The 17,076-nt window shown below is 66.4% G+C and carries 12 protein-coding genes; 6 read left to right on the top strand and 6 right to left on the bottom strand.

All coding sequences use genetic code 11. The features are described 5' to 3' along the window. Positions 1-845, bottom strand: an 845-nt coding sequence (locus FJY88_06265) for a hypothetical protein (GenBank protein ID MBM3286940.1), incomplete at its 3' end; no start/stop codon positions are given. A gap of 250 nt (positions 846-1,095) precedes the next feature. On the opposite strand from FJY88_06265, the gene FJY88_06260 reads away from it, so the two are divergent. The 3 genes from FJY88_06260 to FJY88_06250 all read left to right on the top strand — a co-directional run bounded on the left by FJY88_06260 (position 1,096) and on the right by FJY88_06250 (position 10,068). Continuing rightward, positions 1,096-3,741, top strand: coding sequence for a hypothetical protein (locus FJY88_06260; GenBank protein ID MBM3286939.1), 2,646 nt, complete (start codon positions 1,096-1,098; stop codon positions 3,739-3,741). A 168-nt stretch (positions 3,742-3,909) separates the two neighbouring features. After that, positions 3,910-7,635 carry a response regulator gene (locus FJY88_06255; GenBank protein MBM3286938.1) on the top strand — a complete coding sequence of 1,242 codons (3,726 nt, stop codon included), beginning with the start codon at positions 3,910-3,912 and terminating at the stop codon, positions 7,633-7,635. A gap of 267 nt (positions 7,636-7,902) precedes the next feature. Continuing rightward, entirely contained in the window at positions 7,903-10,068 is a 2,166-nt protein-coding gene (locus FJY88_06250) for an ATP-dependent RecD-like DNA helicase (GenBank protein MBM3286937.1), read from the top strand. Here the strand turns inward: FJY88_06250 and FJY88_06245 are convergent. Further along, the gene (locus tag FJY88_06245; protein ID MBM3286936.1) at positions 10,061-10,426 is read right to left on the bottom strand and encodes a sulfite exporter TauE/SafE family protein; all 366 of its coding nucleotides are present in this window, start codon (positions 10,424-10,426) and stop codon (positions 10,061-10,063) included. The two genes, FJY88_06250 and FJY88_06245, sit on opposite strands and share 8 nt — an antisense overlap. Positions 10,427-10,536: 110 nt before the next feature. On the opposite strand from FJY88_06245, the gene FJY88_06240 reads away from it, so the two are divergent. Both FJY88_06240 and FJY88_06235 read left to right on the top strand, forming a co-directional pair. Next, positions 10,537-11,265 carry a hypothetical protein gene (locus FJY88_06240; GenBank protein ID MBM3286935.1) on the top strand — a complete coding sequence of 243 codons (729 nt, stop codon included), beginning with the start codon at positions 10,537-10,539 and terminating at the stop codon, positions 11,263-11,265. 204 nt (positions 11,266-11,469) lie between these two features. Then, a complete protein-coding gene (locus tag FJY88_06235; GenBank protein MBM3286934.1) occupies positions 11,470-12,048 on the top strand; it encodes an HDIG domain-containing protein in 579 nt (192 codons plus the stop codon). A 119-nt stretch (positions 12,049-12,167) separates the two neighbouring features. Here the strand turns inward: FJY88_06235 and FJY88_06230 are convergent, their stop codons facing one another. After that, positions 12,168-12,698, bottom strand: a complete 531-nt coding sequence (locus tag FJY88_06230; GenBank protein MBM3286933.1) for a hypothetical protein — start codon at positions 12,696-12,698, stop codon at positions 12,168-12,170. Positions 12,699-13,001: 303 nt separating this feature from the next. After that, positions 13,002-13,727, bottom strand: coding sequence for a TIGR00266 family protein (locus tag FJY88_06225; protein ID MBM3286932.1), 726 nt, complete (start codon positions 13,725-13,727; stop codon positions 13,002-13,004). A gap of 135 nt (positions 13,728-13,862) precedes the next feature. On the opposite strand from FJY88_06225, the gene FJY88_06220 reads away from it, so the two are divergent. After that, positions 13,863-14,816: a radical SAM protein gene (locus tag FJY88_06220; GenBank protein MBM3286931.1), complete on the top strand. Its 954-nt coding sequence runs from the start codon at positions 13,863-13,865 to the stop codon at positions 14,814-14,816. A gap of 321 nt (positions 14,817-15,137) precedes the next feature. Here FJY88_06220 and FJY88_06215 read toward each other — a convergent pair whose 3' ends face one another. Together FJY88_06215 and FJY88_06210 are read right to left on the bottom strand one after the other, a co-directional pair. Next, positions 15,138-16,523, bottom strand: a complete 1,386-nt coding sequence (locus tag FJY88_06215; GenBank protein MBM3286930.1) for an ADP-ribosylglycohydrolase family protein — start codon at positions 16,521-16,523, stop codon at positions 15,138-15,140. A gap of 24 nt (positions 16,524-16,547) precedes the next feature. Further along, the gene (locus tag FJY88_06210; protein MBM3286929.1) at positions 16,548-17,051 is read right to left on the bottom strand and encodes a GNAT family N-acetyltransferase; all 504 of its coding nucleotides are present in this window, start codon (positions 17,049-17,051) and stop codon (positions 16,548-16,550) included. Positions 17,052-17,076 lie beyond the last annotated feature (25 nt).

The following is a 17,076-nucleotide window of genomic DNA, read 5'->3' as shown; positions in this document are numbered from 1 at the left end:
GTCGCGTTGGCTCCGACCTCAGAGAGCCTTTTGCGGACGGTCGGGATCCCCTTCTGCAGCGTCCACTGATTGAGGGCGTCGATCTGATCGAAATAGGTGTCGGCCGCGAGGATCAAGCACCTGCCCGGCTCGGGCAGCAGATTGTAGTCAAGTCCCTGAGTCCCCCAGTTCGAGAAGGCGTTCGAGTAGATCGGCTCGAACTCGGGGTCGATGGAGCGGCCCCTGCCTTCCCGCATGAGCGTGTTCTTCGCCTGCCCGGGGACCGAGACGACCTCCACGGTCATCCTCCGGGCGATCTGCAGCTCTCCGCGCGCGGGGTCGTAGCGGACGGGACGCAGCTCCACGACGACGCCGCGGTAGTCGCGCATGATGAATGGGTCGTGGAGAATCGCCTGCTCCGCTGGAAAGTACTCGCCCTTCCGGTAGACGGCGCCGAACTCGAACGGCACGCGGGAAGGGTCCTCATCCCGCGTGAGATGCCCTTTGGACGGGACGACCGTGATCGTGCGGATCGTCTCGTACTCGGCGTCGATCACGCGGACCGCCACATTGGCCCGATCGCCGATGATGATCGCCTTCCGGATCACGGGCAACTGCGGGGAGCCCTTCTCCATGAGCATCGGGTGTCCCGCGAGGGAGGGAAGAACGCACGCGCGACCGTCGGCGTCGACCGGGATCATGTCAAGATCGCCAAGCTCTATGTTCATGGTCACGCGGTCAGGGGTGGAGCCGAGAACCCTGAAGGCCCCAGGGGCTCCAGCGCCGGCGAGGGAGACCGCAAGACACAGGGCGAAAAAGGCTATCGCGAAGGGATATGCTGCCTTACCGGTGTAGAACGATCCCATCCCAAACCTCCTTGTCCAGGTCAGCGCGCTGGTGGGGTTCTGGTTACCGTCGCTTGGTAGAGCACCGTAGGTCTATTCTACCACAGCGCGGGTATTCGCTGACAGAGGATCATAGCGCGGGAGCTGCCTGGCGGGGGATGAATTCCGCTGCTGGAGACCTACGTCTTGATTCTGCTAGACTTATGATGGTCCTGATTTCGCGGGGGGTTTTCCCCGCTTGACGAACTGCAATTCCGCCGGAGGCATGCGCATGACACGGTCCTGCAATCGGTTGCCCATCCTCGCCATCTTCGGCTCTCTAGTGATCGTAGCGGCCATGGTGGCGCGACCCGCTTCCGGCGCGGCTCCGGCGGGACTCCCGCTCTGGAGCCCGGGGGATCCGGACCCAACCTATCCATTCTCAGACCGCTATCCGGTCGCGGTGATCGCGGCGACGCGGGAGGAAGCGCAATCGATCGCCCTCACGGGGATCGATGTCGAGTCGATCCTCCCCGATGGAGCGACCTGGACGGTCCGGGCGAATGTGAGTCCCGCGGAGGAACAGAAGCTCCGGGACGAGGGGCGCGAGGTCTATCGCTTGCGCAACCTGCCGCTCGAGGCGGCCCGGGCGGTCCCCCCGGGATCGGACGATCCCAAGGCCTGGCCGACATTCGCCGAGCTGGTGGCCGACCTCCAGGGGGTCGCGAACGCCCACCCCGACATCTGCCGCCTGGTCTCGATCGGCCAGTCCGTGCAGGGGCGGGGGATTTGGTTCATGAAGATCACTGACAATCCCGACGCGGAGGAGGACGAGCCGGAGTTCAAGTATACCTCCACCATCCACGGCGACGAGGTCACCGGCCTCGAGATGTGCCGCCGGCTGATCCACCACCTGGTGGACAACTATGGCACAGATCCGACGATCACGACCTACGTGAACGAAATGGAGACATGGATCTGCCCTCTCCACAACCCCGACGGCTACGTCGCGGTCACGCGGTACAACGCCAACGGCGTCGATCTCAACCGCAACTTCCCGGACCCGGTCACCGACCCCAATGACAATCCCGCGGGCCGTCAGCTCGAGACGCAGGCGATGATGTACTTCGGCTACGACCACCGCTTCGTCCTGTCGGCGAACTACCACGGCGGCGCGCTCGTCGTGAACTATCCCTGGGACTGCCAGACCACCTACACGCCCGATGACGCGATGATCAGGAACTTCTCCCTGGGCTACTCGTTCCGCAATCCCCCGATGTGGAACTCCTCGGTCTTCGAGAACGGGGTCACGATCGGATGGGCCTGGTACGTCATTCACGGCGGTCTTCAGGATTGGTGCTACCACTGGCGGAGCGACATCGACGTCACGATCGAGGTCTCCACGACGAAGTGGCCCAACTACACCGAGATGGACACCTACTGGAACAACAACCGAGACGCGATGCTCTACTACATGGGGCGCGCCATGATCGGCATCCGGGGGATCGTCACCTCCGCGACCACGGGCCTTCCCGTAGACGCGACCGTCAACGTCGTCCAGATCGGCAAGACGATCCGGACCGACCCCGACGTCGGGGACTTCCATCGGCTTCTCGAGCCGGGAACCTACACGTTGGACGTCTCGGCTTTCGGTTACGTCTCCCAGACGATCCCGGGGATCGTCGTCATCGACGGCCCCGCGACGCGTCGAGACGTCGTCCTCGAGCCTCTGCCGAGCTACGTCGTGAGCGGCACCGTGACCCAGGCGGGGACCGGCATCCCTCTCGACGCGACGATCCAGGCGATCAACCCCGCGAACCAGAGTGTGATCGCCCAGACCCAGACGAACCCGGTCACCGGGCACTACTCGTTTCTCCTCCAGACGGCCATCTACGATCTCCGGGCCAGCGCCAGTGAACATCTCCCGCAGACCCGGACGATCGAAGTCTCGGGCGATCGCACGGAGAGCTTCGTCCTCGAGTCGATGGCGGACGGGATCCTGGTCGTCCAGGACGGCGCCACGACGCGAATCGCGAACGATCTCGTAGCCCTCGGCTACGCGGTTCAGGTCGAGACGGCGGCGGCGACCGACACGGCGACCTGGTCGAGCTACAAGCTTCTCGTCTGGAGCTCGGGCGCGAACCCCGATCCGGTCAACGACGCCACCGACCGCCAGGCGCTCGAGCGGCACATCGCGCGAGGTCGTTCTCTACTGATCGAGGGGGGACAGATCGGCTACGACACCTTCCGGAATCCCGGCTACCCGTCGTTCGGGGCCAATGTCCTGCGCTGCTCCGCGTGGGACGTCAGCAACGCCGGCAGTCTCACGCTCGCGCAGCCGGCGCACCCCCTCGCCACGACGCCGAACGCCCTGGCGTCGAGCTATGCCATCCAGTACACCGGGGCGAGCGACCAGGACGCCGTTCGTCCGCTCCCCGACGCGGTGGCGGTCTACACGACCGTCTCGTACCCCAACGACGCGGGAGTCCTCGCCTATGACAACACGCCTGATCAGCCCGCCACGGGCCAGATCGTCTTCTACCCCTTCTACTACAATCGCCTCACCGATCAGGCGGGCGCCCGCGCTCTCCTTGAGAACACCGTCACCTACCTGGATCGATCCTCGCTCGCGTCGATCGACTGGACGGTAGGTCCGCCAGCTCTGCGGCTGGGATCTCCGCATCCCAATCCGGCGAGCGACGAGATCCTCTTCGATCTCCACAACTCCTCGCCGGCGGCTCTTGCGTCGGTGGGGATCTACGATCTCCAGGGCCGGTGCATGCGCTCGTGGCTTGCGAGGACCGAGCCGGGGCATCAGGTCTTGCGCTGGAACGGGCTCATGACGGACGGGCGCCGGGTTCCATCGGGCGTCTACTACGTCCGAGTCGAGTCTCCCCTCGTGTCGGCGAGCCGCCCCTTCGTCTGGCTGCGTCAATGACCCCACCCCGCGGGTGGCGAATCCTCCGAGCTTGAACACTCCCAAGGTTCAAGCGTCCGTTCCACCGGACCGATAGGAAGGGGAAGCCCGCACCGTGCGGGCTTGTCATGCCGGACGCGAGGTCGCTCGCGGGGCTAATCGCAAAAACGATCAGGGGGTCGCCGGCCGATGAAAGTCACGCGGCACGAGGCGCATCGCCTCCGTTTTGACGGCAAGGAGCGTCGATGCCCGCGGGGCCTTCGAAGGGCCGCGGGGATCACGACCCGGATTCTCGGGGCGCCCGTAGCTCTCCTCCTGGCTGGAAGCGCCATCGCGCATCCCGGGAGCGCCGACCTGTCCGGCGCGGTGGGGCAGAATCCCCAGCTCGCATCCGGGGCGGAGCGCTCCCTCTTCCAGTCGCCGACCCTGATCGTCGGCCTCGCGGCCCTCCTTTGCGTCCTCGCTTCCGTCTATCTCGGCTGGAGGGCGGCCCAGGCGCTCCGCTCCGCGCGGGAGTCGGTACGCTGGCTCCACTCCCTCGTGAACATCACACCGGGGCCAGGCGAGGAGGAGGTCTTCGGGCGTCTCGCCCGTGGGCTCGCCTTCGCGCTCGGCTGCAGATGGGCGACGGTCAGCAGGATCCTCGAGAGCGGGGCCCGGGTCAGGACTCTCGGCCTCTGGGACAAGGATCATCTCGCGAGCCCGCTCGAGTACGACCTCCCGGGCTCTCCTTGCGAGCAGGCGCTCCAGGCCGGCCTCCGCGTCTTTCACGAGGATGTCGCTCATCTCTTTCCCCAAGACGATCTGCTTCAGGAGTTGGGCGTGGTGGGCTACGTCGGGCAGCCGCTCCGGGATCCTTCGGGCAGGCTGATCGGCATTCTGAACGCCTTCCACGACGCTCCTCTCAGCATCGGCCCCGCCGAGCTGGCGCTCTTCGGCGCTTACGCGAGGCGCGCGGAAGCCGAGCTCTCCCGCCTTCTCGTGGTCGAGAAGCTGACGGCCAGCGAACTCACTCAGCGAACGGTCCTGGGATCGCTGCCGGACGGAGTCATGACGATCGACTCCGAGGGGACGATCCTCGCGGCCAACCCGGCGGCGGAGCAGATCTATGGCTGGCCTCCCGGGAGCTTCGTGGGCGATTCTGTGGCGGCCACCATGTGCGAAGAGGACCGCGACAGGCAGATGGAGGACATCCGGGGGCTCATCGCGAAGGCCGAGCGGGGGCCTGTCCGGGCGAAGACCGAGGACGCGCGCGGCAGACGCCGCGACGGCGCCACCTTCCCGCTGGATGCCTCGGCGGCCGCCTACACCCTCGACGGCAAGGGAGTCTTGACGCTCATCATCCGCGACGTCTCTGAGCGGAGCATGATGGAACACAAGCTCCGCCGTCTCGCCCAGGCCGCGGAATCCGCGGCGGATGTCATCGTGATGACCGACTCCGCGGGGACGATCACCTGGGTGAATCCCGCGTTCACGGCGGTCACCGGCTACCCCAGGGAGGAAGCCTTGGGGCAGACGCCGAGGCTTCTCAAGAGCGGCGTCCAGCCCCCTGAGTTCTACGAGAAGCTCTGGGGCGAGATCGCGAGCGGCAGGTCCTGGTCGGGCCAGATCAAGAACAAGAAGAAGGACGGATCGCTCTACGACGCGTCTCTTACGATCGCTCCCATCTGTTCGGAGGGCGGGCAGATCGATGGCTTCGTCGCGGTTCAGCGCGATGTGACCGCGGTCGTCGAGAAGGAACGGGACCTCCTCCGGCTGAAGGAGGAGCTGACGGAGAAGGCGAGTCTCCTCGAGGCCCAGAATCGCGATCTCGCCGCCGCTCGGGAGGCGGCGGTCGCGGGCGACCGCGCAAAGAGCGAGTTCCTCGCCAACATGAGTCACGAGATTCGGACCCCGATGAACGGCGTCCTTGGCTTCGTCGATCTGCTCCTCGACACAGAACTCACGCGGCAGCAGCGGGAGTACCTCGAGACAGTCCGTGTGTCGGGCGAGACGCTCTTGACGGTCATCAACGAGATCCTCGACTTCTCGAAGATCGAGGCCGGCAAGCTCGACCTCGAGACGATTCCATTCGATCTCAGGGAGTTGATCGAGGGGGTAGGGGATCTCCTTGCCCCGAGGGCGCAAGAGAAGGGGCTCGAACTCGTCTGCGCCGTCAGTCCCGGCTCTCCCTCGATGCTCTCGGGGGACCCCGTCCGGCTGCGGCAGGTTCTCACGAACCTCGCCGGAAACGCGATCAAGTTCACGAGACAGGGCGAGATCACCGTGAGCGTAGAGACCGTGGCTCGCGGCAATCGCCGCTTGGACGCCGTCTTCCGCGTGAGCGACACCGGGATCGGAATCGCTCCGGAGAAGCTGGACGGTCTCTTCCAGCCTTTCACCCAGGTCGACGGGTCGACCACGCGCCTCTACGGCGGCACCGGCCTGGGCCTCGCGATATCGCGCCGACTCGTGGAGATGATGGGCGGGCGGATCGAGGTCGAGAGCGCCATGGATGAGGGGAGCACCTTCACGGCGACGATTCCGATGGACCGGGCCGACGCGGCCGACGGAACCCAGACTCCCGGCGCGGGAGCGCTCACGGGGCTGCGGGTCCTTGTCGTCGATGACAACGAGACCAACTGCGATCTCCTGTTCGCCATGCTCAGCTCCTTCGACTGCCGGCCGACCTCCGTGAAAGGGGGCTGGGAGGCGATCGGGATGCTGCGCGAGGCGGCCGCGTCAAGGAACCCCTTCCGCCTGGCGCTGCTGGATCGCCAGATGCCCGGCATCAACGGGATCGATCTCGCGCGAAGGATCAGATCCGAAAAGGGTCTCGGGGGGCTCCCCCTGATCCTCCTGAGCTCCATGAGGATCTGCGGGAATGAGGAGGGCGAGGATCTCTTCGCGGCGGTCCTGTCCAAGCCCGTCAAGCAGCTCGCGCTCCTCGATGCGATACTGAACACCCTCTCTCCCCGGATCGACGACCTCGCGCCGGCCGCAGTCCATGCCGGGAGCGATCCCGGGGGCGCAGAGGCGCTGCCCGAGGCGGAACCGCGCTCCGAACCGCTGCGCATCCTCCTCGTAGAGGACAATCCGGTCAACCAGAAGGTGGCGGTCGCCCTCCTCGCCAGGGAAGGCCACCAGGTGGAGGTCGCCGCGGACGGCCGCGAGGCGTTCGACCGCGTGATGCAGGCCGACTACGACATCATCTTCATGGATGTCCAGATGCCGGTGATGGACGGCTACGAAGCGACCGCGGCCATCCGCACGTGGGAGTACGGCCGGTGTCACGTGCCGATCATCGCGATGACCGCGCGCGCGATGAAAGGTGACAGGGAACGCTGCCTCCAGGCGGGGATGGACGATCACCTCACGAAGCCGATCCGATCCAAGGAGCTCTCGAAGATCATCCAGAAATGGTCGTCGGAGGCCCCCGCCCACGAGGAGTGGACAGAGGCCCGACCGCTACTCAACGCCGAACCGCACAGGGAGCACATGCCGCGGGAAATCGAGGAAAAGGCGCCACCGGAGACCGGCGAGGAGTCCTGTCCGGCTCAGTCGACCTCGCACGACAGCGACGGGCGGCAGGAGATGATCGATAGGCTCTCCGACCTAGGGCTCCTCGACGATCCTGAGATGCTGTCCGAGACGCTACGTGCCTTCCTTTTGGACACCGAAGCGAGCCTGTGCAACCTGGCTGAGGCGGTCGACAGCGGCGACGCGCATGGCGTCGAGAGAGCGGCGCACCGCATCAGGGGGGCGTGCCTGAATCTTGGCGCATCCGCGCTCGGGCAGCTCTCGGAGACGCTCGAAGCGAAGGGCCGTGACCAGGAGCTCGAAGGCTCGAGCGGGATCCTCATGGAGATGCGGGAGGCGTTCGGCCGCCTGAAGGGCCTCGTCGAGGACTTGCTCAGGCAGGCGCGCGCGGCCTAGACGCGCCTGACTGGACCCGAGAACCGAGCGGGCCAGAAGCGCTCCACCTAGCGGGTGTCCCGGGACCCCGACAGGTTCCCGAAGCCCCGCGCCGCGAACGCGAACCTAGCGGGGCGGAGGGAACCGGTCGGGGTCCATGGGCATCGCCCCGCGCGTGTTCGCTTCTCAGATCCACTCAAATGCGTTTAGATTCTCCTCGTGCCTGAGAACAGCCGCGACAAGCCCGACCCCTTCATCGTCCAGCGGGACGGAGAAGGGGAGTCGAGCATCCTCGAGGGGGTCCTCGAGCGCTTCGTCTACTCCAACGAGGAGACCTCCTGGAGCGTGGCGAAGATCGAATCCCCGAGCCGCCCCTCGCCCGTCACCGCGACCGGCAACCTCCTCGGCGTGCAGCCGGGCGAGAGCCTCCGCCTCAGAGGCCGGTGGACCACCGATCCCCGCCACGGGGAGCAGTTCAAGGTCGAGAGCTTCATCACGGTCGCGCCTGCGACCGTGAAGGGGATCGAGAGGTATCTGGGCTCAGGCCTCGTTCGCGGAATCGGAAAGGTCATGGCGCAACGCCTGACCGAGCAGTTCGGACTCGACACGCTCGACGTGATCGAGAACGCGCCCGAGCGCCTCACCGAGGTCGCGGGGATCGGCTCGGTCCGCAGCGCGCGCATCCGCGACGCCTGGACGGAACAGCGCGAGATCAAGGAAGTGATGCTCTTCCTCCAGTCGAACGGAGTCCCGACGTCGCATGCCATCAGGATCTACAAGGAGTATGGCGCCCGCGCGATCGCGATCGTGCGCGCGAATCCGTACCGACTGGCCCTCGAAGTACTGGGCATCGGATTCAAGTCGGCCGATCAGATCGCCGGCAACATGGGCATCGCGCCGACCTCGCCTCATCGCGCCGAGGCGGGGATCCTGCACTTGCTGGATCGATTCGCGGAGGAGGGACACCTCTTCTATCCGATCGAGGACCTCCTCTCCGCGGCGATCGAGATGCTCCAGGTCGATCGGGCGATCGTCGGACGCGCGATCGACACGCTGGCCCTCGCCGGCCACGTGGTGATCGAAGAGCGGCCCGACGGGACCCGCCCGGTCTATCTGAAGCGGCTTCACGACGCCGAGACTGGCATCGCCGGCCTCATCGCGCGACTCCGCGCCGCTCCCGCGCGCCCGATCGATATCGACGAGGAGCGCGCCGTCGCGTGGTTCGAGAGGACGGCCGGCATCGCGCTCGCGCCGCGCCAGATCGAGGCCCTCCGGGCGGCGATCCGCAGCAAGATCCTCGTCATCACCGGCGGCCCGGGGACGGGCAAGACGACGCTGATCCGCGGCATCATCAGGATCCTCGAGAAGAAGGGTCAGCGGATCCTGCTCTGCAGCCCGACGGGCCGGGCGGCCAAGCGGATGCAGGAGACGACCGGCCGCGAGGCGAGCACGATCCACCGACTCCTGGAATTCAACCCGAGGACGCGGGCCTTCGAGCGCGACCGGAACCGCCCGTTGAAAGCCGACCTCGTGATCGTCGATGAGTTCTCGATGGTGGACGCCCCTCTCGCCCACGACCTTTTCAAGGCGATTCATCCTTCTTGCAGGATCGTGATGGTCGGCGACGTCGATCAGCTCCCGTCGGTCGGGCCGGGCAGCGTCCTGGCGGATCTGATCCGCTCGGAGCGGGTTCCCGTGATCCGGCTCGAGACGATCTTCAGACAGGCGGAGATGAGCAGGATCATCGTCAACGCCCACCGTGTGAACCGAGGGCAGATGCCGCTGAGCGAGGAGCCTCCCGGCGGAACCGACTTCTTCGTCGTCGAGAGGGCCGAACCCGAGGCGGCGCTGGCCGCTGTCGAGTCGCTGATCGTGGAGCGCATCCCTCGAAGATTCGGCCTCGACCCGATCGCGGAGATCCAGGTGCTGACTCCCATGCATAGGGGTCTCCTCGGAGCCACCAATCTCAACGCCGAGCTGCAGCGTCTGCTGAATCCGACCGGGCTATCGATCTCGAGGGGGAATAGAGTCCTGCGGGTCGGGGACAAGGTCCTCCAGACGCGCAACAACTACGACCTCGACGTCTACAACGGAGACATAGGGAGGATCGCCCAGGTCGATCCCGCCGAGCGCCGCGTCTGGATCCGCTACGACGAGAGGACCGTGGCCTACGATCACGCCGACCTGGACGAGGTCGCCCTGGCCTATGCCTGCTCGATCCACAAGGCCCAGGGAAGCGAGTACCCGTGCGTGGTGATCCTCCTCCACACGCAGCACCACGTGATGCTGCAGAGGAATCTCCTCTACACCGCGATCACGCGCGGGCGCCGCCTCGTCGTGCTGGTCGGAAACCGTCGCGCCCTCGCCGTCGCCGTCGGCAACAGCCGGTCGCGCGAGCGGTTCAGCCGCCTGTCCGAGAGGCTGCGGGAGCTGGCGGGCGCAGGGCTCACTTGAGCAGGAGATAGCGCATCGACGCCAGGAACAGGATCGCCCCGAAGAGCTTCTTGAGCTTCTCTTGGGGGATGCCGAGAGCGAGCTTCGCTCCGAAGATCGACCCGATGAGCAGGCCCGCCGCGATGAGCGCCGCCGCCTTCAGATCGACCTCCCCCTTCCTGTAGTACTGGAGCATCGCGAGGAGGCCGATCGGAGGGATCAGCACGGCGAGGGAGGTCCCCTGCGCCATGTGCTGGCTGAATCCGAAGATGAAGACGAGCAGCGGGACGATGACGATGCCTCCTCCCACGCCCGCGAGCCCCGCCAGGACGCCCGCCAGCAACCCCACGCCGATGAGTCCCAGGAGCTGAGTGACCATGATTGTCCCCTCCCGTCGCTCGGTCAAAGGTAGAGGCTCCCCCGGCATCCTGCCAGGCCGGGTTTGGCGTTGCGGCCAGGTTTGCCTACCCATCCGGCTTGGTCGCGACGATGCGCTGGACGATCCCGCGGGAATCTGCGAAACTGCCTCAGCGGATCGGCCGGGCCAACCCGACGACGGTACGGGAGGTCAAGATGGCGCGCTTCCATGAGAGACTCCTCGAGGTCAACGCCCCCCTTCTCGAGCGGAGCCGGAATCATCCCTTCGTTCTCAAGATGGCCGATGGAACCCTGCCGAGGGGCGCGTTCCTCCGCTGGCTGTCGCAGGACTATCTCTGGGTGAGGGAGCTCGAGCAGTTCCTCTCGCTTCTCGCCTCCCGCGCGCCCCGGCAGATGCGCCGGACGTTCTTCGAGGCTCTCCTGACGCAACATGGCGAGATCGAGCTTTTCGAAGAAGCGGCGCTCAGGGCCCAGGCGGACATCAAGGGCACGCGGATGGGGTTCACCTGCCACGCCTATTCCTCGTTCCTCCTCGCCACGGTCAGCGCTCGCTCGTTCGAGGAGGCGCTCGCGGGCCTGTATGCGGCTGAGTTCACATATGTCGACGCCTGGTCGCACGTGAAGAGCCTGCAGGAGAAACCGGGCCCATGGCAGGAGTTCGTCGACTTGTGGTCGGGAGACGGATATCGACACTGGGTCGGAACTCTGGCGGGCATCGTGGATCAGGCAGCCGAGGCCTCGTCGTCCGCGGTCCAGCAAGCGATGCACGACGCGTTTCGGATCGCGCTCCACTACGAACTGCGCTTCTGGAACGCCGCGTTCGAAGAGGAGAAGTGGTAGGGCCGCCCACGTCGCGCCGATCCGCTGCCCTGAAAAGCCAGGGGCCCCACCACAACCTCCACGTCGTCGAAACGATCGCAGAAGTATAGGCGGGGCCCCCGATCCAATCGCGGTGTAATCTAGCAGGTTCCTTCTCGGGCGCAAGCCTCTTGTGCGATTCTCCGGGATCTGGAATCCGCCGGAGGCGACAAGATGGAGGTCAAGATGGAGACGGGCCGACCGGAGCGGCGGGAGGCGCATGCCCTCCTCTGCGAGTACACCGAGTCCGACAGCCTGCGCAAGCACGCCTATGCCGTTGAAGCGGCGATGCGGGCCTACGCCCGCCGCTTCGGCGAGGACGAGGAGGCGTGGGGGATCGTCGGGCTCCTCCACGACTTCGACTACGAGCGCTGGCCCAGCGCCCCCGAGCACGCGACCAAGGGGAGCGAGATCCTTGCCCAGAAGGGGTACCCGGAGGACTGGCGGCGCGCGATCCTGGGCCATGCGTCCTACACCGGTGTTCCGCGGGACACCCTGATGGCGAAGACCCTCTTCGCCGTGGATGAGCTGTGCGGCTTCCTGACTGCAGTCGCGCTGGTGCGTCCCGGCAGGACGCTGGCCGGCGTCGATGCCCGCTCGGTTCGCAAGAAGCTGAAGGAGAAAGGGTTCGCGCGCGCGGTGAATCGCGAGGAGATTTCTCAAGGGGCGGCCGAGCTTGGGGTGGAATTCGACGAGCACGTCGCGTTCGTGACCTCGGCGCTCCTCGAGATCTCGGAAGACCTCGGCCTGGGGAAGGCGGGATGAGTTGAGGCCCCCGCGCCTCACGGACTTCTGCCGTGGGCCGCGGGGGCCCCGATCTTCGCGGGGAGCGGGCTGCGGGCGCCTCCCGGTCGACCGGAAGCCCGATCCGCTGAAAGCCCGGCCTACTGGAAGTGGTAGGTGAGAGCCACGGCGGCGTAGGTCATGCGCAGGGTGCCCGAGAGCTCCTCCTCCCATTCCTCGCGCCACTCGCTTGTGCCACCCCCACTGCTATCGCTCTCGGAGCGATCGGCTGAGGTGCGGTAGAGCCTCAAGGCATACTCGCCGGCCACGCCGAAGCTCTCGTTGAACATGTACTCGGTGCCGAAGCCGAGATTGAATCCCCAGACGCCGAGGAGACCCTTTACGAGATCCTCCTCGTCCTTTGACAGTTCGCCATCGTCCGAGCCGGAATCGACGAGCTGGCCGTTCTCATACTCCCGCCAGGAATTCTCCGCCTCCACGTTGACCGAGGCGAACGACTTGAAGAGATCGGCGAAGAGATAGGGGCGAAGAGTCTCCCCTCCGAAGGTGAACCGGGCTCCGGCCCGCGGAATGAAGAGGCTGGCGGAGCCCTCCATCTCATAGTCCTCTTCGTTGCGATAGGTCGTGCCCCAGTACGAGTACACGTCAACGTCATGTTCCTCGTAGTTCACCCCGATCCCGAAGAGATCCACTCCGAAATAGGGCGTGAACTGCCCGGAGGCGTATCATACCTGGGCTCCCTGGAACGCCTGATTGGGCTTAACTGTGAACTCCCAGGGAGCGGACATTCCGATGATAGGAAACACGAACAGAACGACGAACAGCACAAGCGCAGCAAGCTTCCTCATGACCTCTCCTCCATTCGATCCATGACGATACGAACACACGCGCCAGGTCATATCGCTAGCGGCCCAGCGTGCAGAAGCGATCTATGTCTATCACGCAATCCCCGGACCTGCAACGCGCGGGGGCGGTCACTGCCCCCCGAGCATTCCGCCGAGAAGCCGTCCCCCCCGCCCTCCACCCGAAGCGCCCCCCTGGGGCAACCTCGGGATCAGCCACTGGAGGAACGACTGCGTGCTGCGCGTCTGCAGGTAGAGAGTCCCGCTCCCCCGGAACTCGCAGACCAGGCCCTCGCCTGAGAGGATGGTCGACTTCCACCCGCCGACCCGGCGGACATTGAAGTCGAGCCCCCCTCCGAAGGCGACTACGTGCCCGGTGTCCACGACGTAGGGCTGCCCATCCAGCTGAACCGCGTGGATCGCCCCGTAGCTCGAGAAGACCGTCGTCCCCTGACCCGTCACCTTCAGCAGGAAGAGCCCCTCGCTGCCGAAGAAGCTCCTGGCGCCTCCCCAGGTCGGGTCCACGTTCACAGTCGGGGGCGAGGCCAGATAGGATCCGGACTGCAGATAGAGCGTCTCCCCCTTGAGATCGATCGAGCTGATGTCGCCCGGCAACGCGGGAGCCATCGTGATCTCGCCCGCGCCGCCCCGCGACACGAAGGTGTTGAAGAAGAGCGACTCGCCGCCGAGCACGGAACGTTTCAGCGCCCCGAAGACCCCACCCTTCATCCCGGTCTGGATCTCGATGTTGGCAGTCATGCTGACCATCGCCCCACCCTCGGCCTGCACGGCCTCCTCGGCCTCCAGACCGACGATGGCCAAGCTGTAGGACGGCTGGTAGCGGACATCGACCCTCATGCTTCATGCCTCCTTCCGGGACCCCCCCCCGTTTCGACGCGACTCCGCCCCGGCTGCGGGATCACAAGGGAGGGATGCTACCACTGCGCGTCCCGGCGAGCAGCATCTTGACAAGCGCGTCTCGATACCGTACATATGTATGGCATGAAGATGCTGGATCGGTCCCTGTCGCTCTTCCCGGATCTCGAGCCCCCCCGAGACGCGCGGCCCTCTGGCGATGCGGGAGGGAGGGGGCGAGGCCGGAGGGCGAGCCACGGCAGGACGCAGTATCGGCCGCTCGATTGCCGGAGCGTCCTCAATGAGAACAGGAGCGCGCGCCTGCCCTTCCGCTGGTCGATCAATCCCTACAGAGGCTGTGAGTTCGGCTGCACCTACTGCTTCGCCCGTTCCACCCATCGCTACCTCGGCCACGATGACCCCGCCTCCTTCGAACGGAGGATCTACGTCAAGTACCAGGCGCCCGAGGTCCTTCTCGCGACCATCGCCTCGACGGCCAGGCGCGGTGGGACGATCGCCATCGGCACCGTCACGGATCCGTATCAGCCGGCGGAGGCCCGATTCGGGATCACCCGCCGCATGCTCGATCTCCTCGCTCGTTGCCCCGGTCTTTCTCTCACGATCACGACGAGATCCTGCCTGATCTGGAGGGACCTATCCCTCCTGGGACGGATCGCGCTGCAGAGCCGCTTGCGGATCCAGATCAGCATGATCACGCTGAATCCCAGGCTGTCCCGAATCCTGGAACCCCGCGCGCCGAGCCCCCAGCAGAGACTCGACACCATTCGCGCGTTGAGCGAGGGAGGCCTGGATGTCGGGCTCGGCGTCATGCCGATCCTGCCGGGGATCACCGACTCGCCCGACGAGATGGCGACGCTCCTGCGTGCCGCCAAGAAAGCCGGGGCCCGATCGGCATGCTGCGACACCTTGAGGCTCAGCTCATCGTCCTGGGCCTCATTCGGGCCGGTCGTCCGATCGCACTTCCCCTGGCTGGCGAAGGACTACACGAGACTCCTCGAGGGGAAGTCGGCCCGTGATGATAGACATATTCGATTGCCCATCATGGAGTTAGATGGCCATAAGGCCCTCTAGGAGTCGATGGGCTCGAGACGGAATTCACTTGACAGATACCTACTAGGTGGTACAATGCCACGGTTGCGGGTGGCTGCGTTGTAAACTTCGCACGATCGACGATCCCGGCATCACCCCAAGAAGTTCGAACGTGGGAGACTGACCGACTCCTCACGTGGGGCACGTCTAGGTTCCCCCCTGGTGCCCCACGGAGGGTCGGCTGGTCTCACCCGCTGTGGACGGGCGGACAAGGAATGGCATCTTTGCATGACACCTCCGCCCGTCCTCTTGCATTCGCGGCCGGACCGACGATCCCCCGCTCACGATCCATCTACAGACTGCTCAGCCCCGGCCGACCTTCTCGATCAGCGACTCGACCACCGGCTTGATTCTCAGCGCTGCGATCCATCTCTCGGGAAGAGCTTCGGGGCCATCCCGCGCGCCGAGCAGCGCGCCTGCGGCCGCCGCGTGCGTGTCGGCGTCTCCTCCATGGTGAACGATTTCCAAGAGAAGGTCCTCCATCGGCCGCCTTTGATGAGCGGCCCAGAAGGCCACGCGCAGCGTGTTGAGGACATGGCCGCGATCATGGCTGCTCCACTCCGCTCCTCCCGGCGACCAGCCGCCAGCGACCTCATCGAGCGCCATGCTGACGCGCTGTTCCCACGTGATCCTGATCGCCGCCTCGAGGGGACTCTCGTCCCGGACGGCCGCGGCGACACCCTCGGCGAGGGCGATGGCGGCGGCGAGACAGACGGGCGCCGGGTGAGTCATTGCAGAGGCGGCGCATGCGGAGGCCAGGCAGAGATCCCGATCCTCGTGGAGGGCGGCCCCGATGGCGGCGGCGCGAGAGAGGGCGCCGTTGAACTCCGGCGTCCGTCGCGCCCTCTCCCAGGCCGAGAGCGCCGAGGGCACGGGCGCGGCCGTACCGTACGATCTCAGGATCCCGCGGGTCAGATGCCCGAAGTCCCGGGGCCTTGCGGCGACCCATCCGGCCAGCGCGGCCCCGAGCCGGTTCCGATCGGCGGCGGCGTGCACCGTTCGCCCCTCAGCGATCTCGCCGAACCACATGAGGGCGAGCGTCGTCTCGCGGGTCGGATGCCCGGGACCCCACCCGCGGCCGCTGACGAAGTCCCGGAATGGACCATGAATCCGCGCGATCTTCTCGGCCGTCCAGTTCTCGACCGGAGCCCCGAGGCAATCCCCGGCGGCGAGACCCAGAAGAGCGCCCCTGACGCGCCGGAGCCGCTCCGCGCGTCGCGGTCGCTTCGCCTCCGCTGCTATCGCCTCCGCTGCAATCGCCTCCGCCGCTATCGCCTCCGCCGCTTCCGCCTCCGCTGCCATCGCAGGCGTCTGAGTTGCCGGCAGCGGACTCGATGAGGCATCGCGCGTTCGCTTCCCGAGCCCGAAGAGGGCGCGGATTCCGTCGAGTCCCCCCCCCGTGAGCGCGTCGATCTCCAGGAGGGCCGCGCGCGCCTGAGACCGGGGCATTTCCGGATCGACCGTGCAGGTCGCGAGCAGCGGGCGGATGCCGGCCAGCCGCCAGCGATGGAGTTGTCCCACGAGCCGCGGCGGCAGCGCCGTCTCCCCTGGCGAGAGCGTCGCCCCTGCCTCTCCGAGGGCCGCGTCCAGATCGATCCAGGTCGCCGCGTCGCCGGGACTCTCGTCCGCGGCAAGGCGCGAAGACAGAAGCTCCCGGATGAGCCAGATCGTCTCGAACGGGCCGTCCATCACGTTCGCCCGGCTCCCCCGATTCTAGAGGGACTTGCGAAGCTCGATCTCATCGCGAAGCGGGATTCCATGCATGCCCATGCGCGAGATGGATGGCTTGATCCGCCGGGATGCTTCGAGCGATCCCGAGTGGACCGCCCGGATCTCGTAGCCCCGACGCTGATAGAAGCGGAGGGCCCGCAGGTTGTCGTTCGTCGTGATGAGCCAGACCTCACGGCAATCGAGGGAACGCGCGCGTCTCTCGACCGCGGCCAGAAGCCTCGTGCCGATTCCTCCCCCCCGGCGAAGCGCATCCAGCGACACGACCTCGCACCTGCCCCGCCTCGTCTCGTACGTCACGAGGCCGACGATTCTCGCGCCCTCCTCGGCCAGGAAGCCGGCATGCTCGTGCGCGGCGTGGAGCCGTCCCCTGCTCACCACTCCAGGGGGGCCCCAGCGGCGGAAGAGGATCCGCTTGACGGCCTCGCGATCCCTCTCCGCGATCCGGCGCACGCGGATCGGACCCTTTCCCGCCGGAGTCGATGCCATGGGCGGCAGGCTAGGCGCGTCCGGC

The sequence above is a fragment of the Candidatus Eisenbacteria bacterium genome (assembly GCA_016867495.1).
In the GTDB taxonomy this organism is placed as follows: Bacteria; Eisenbacteria; RBG-16-71-46; order CAIMUX01; family VGJL01; genus VGJL01.
This window is presented reverse-complemented; position numbering and strand designations above follow the sequence as displayed.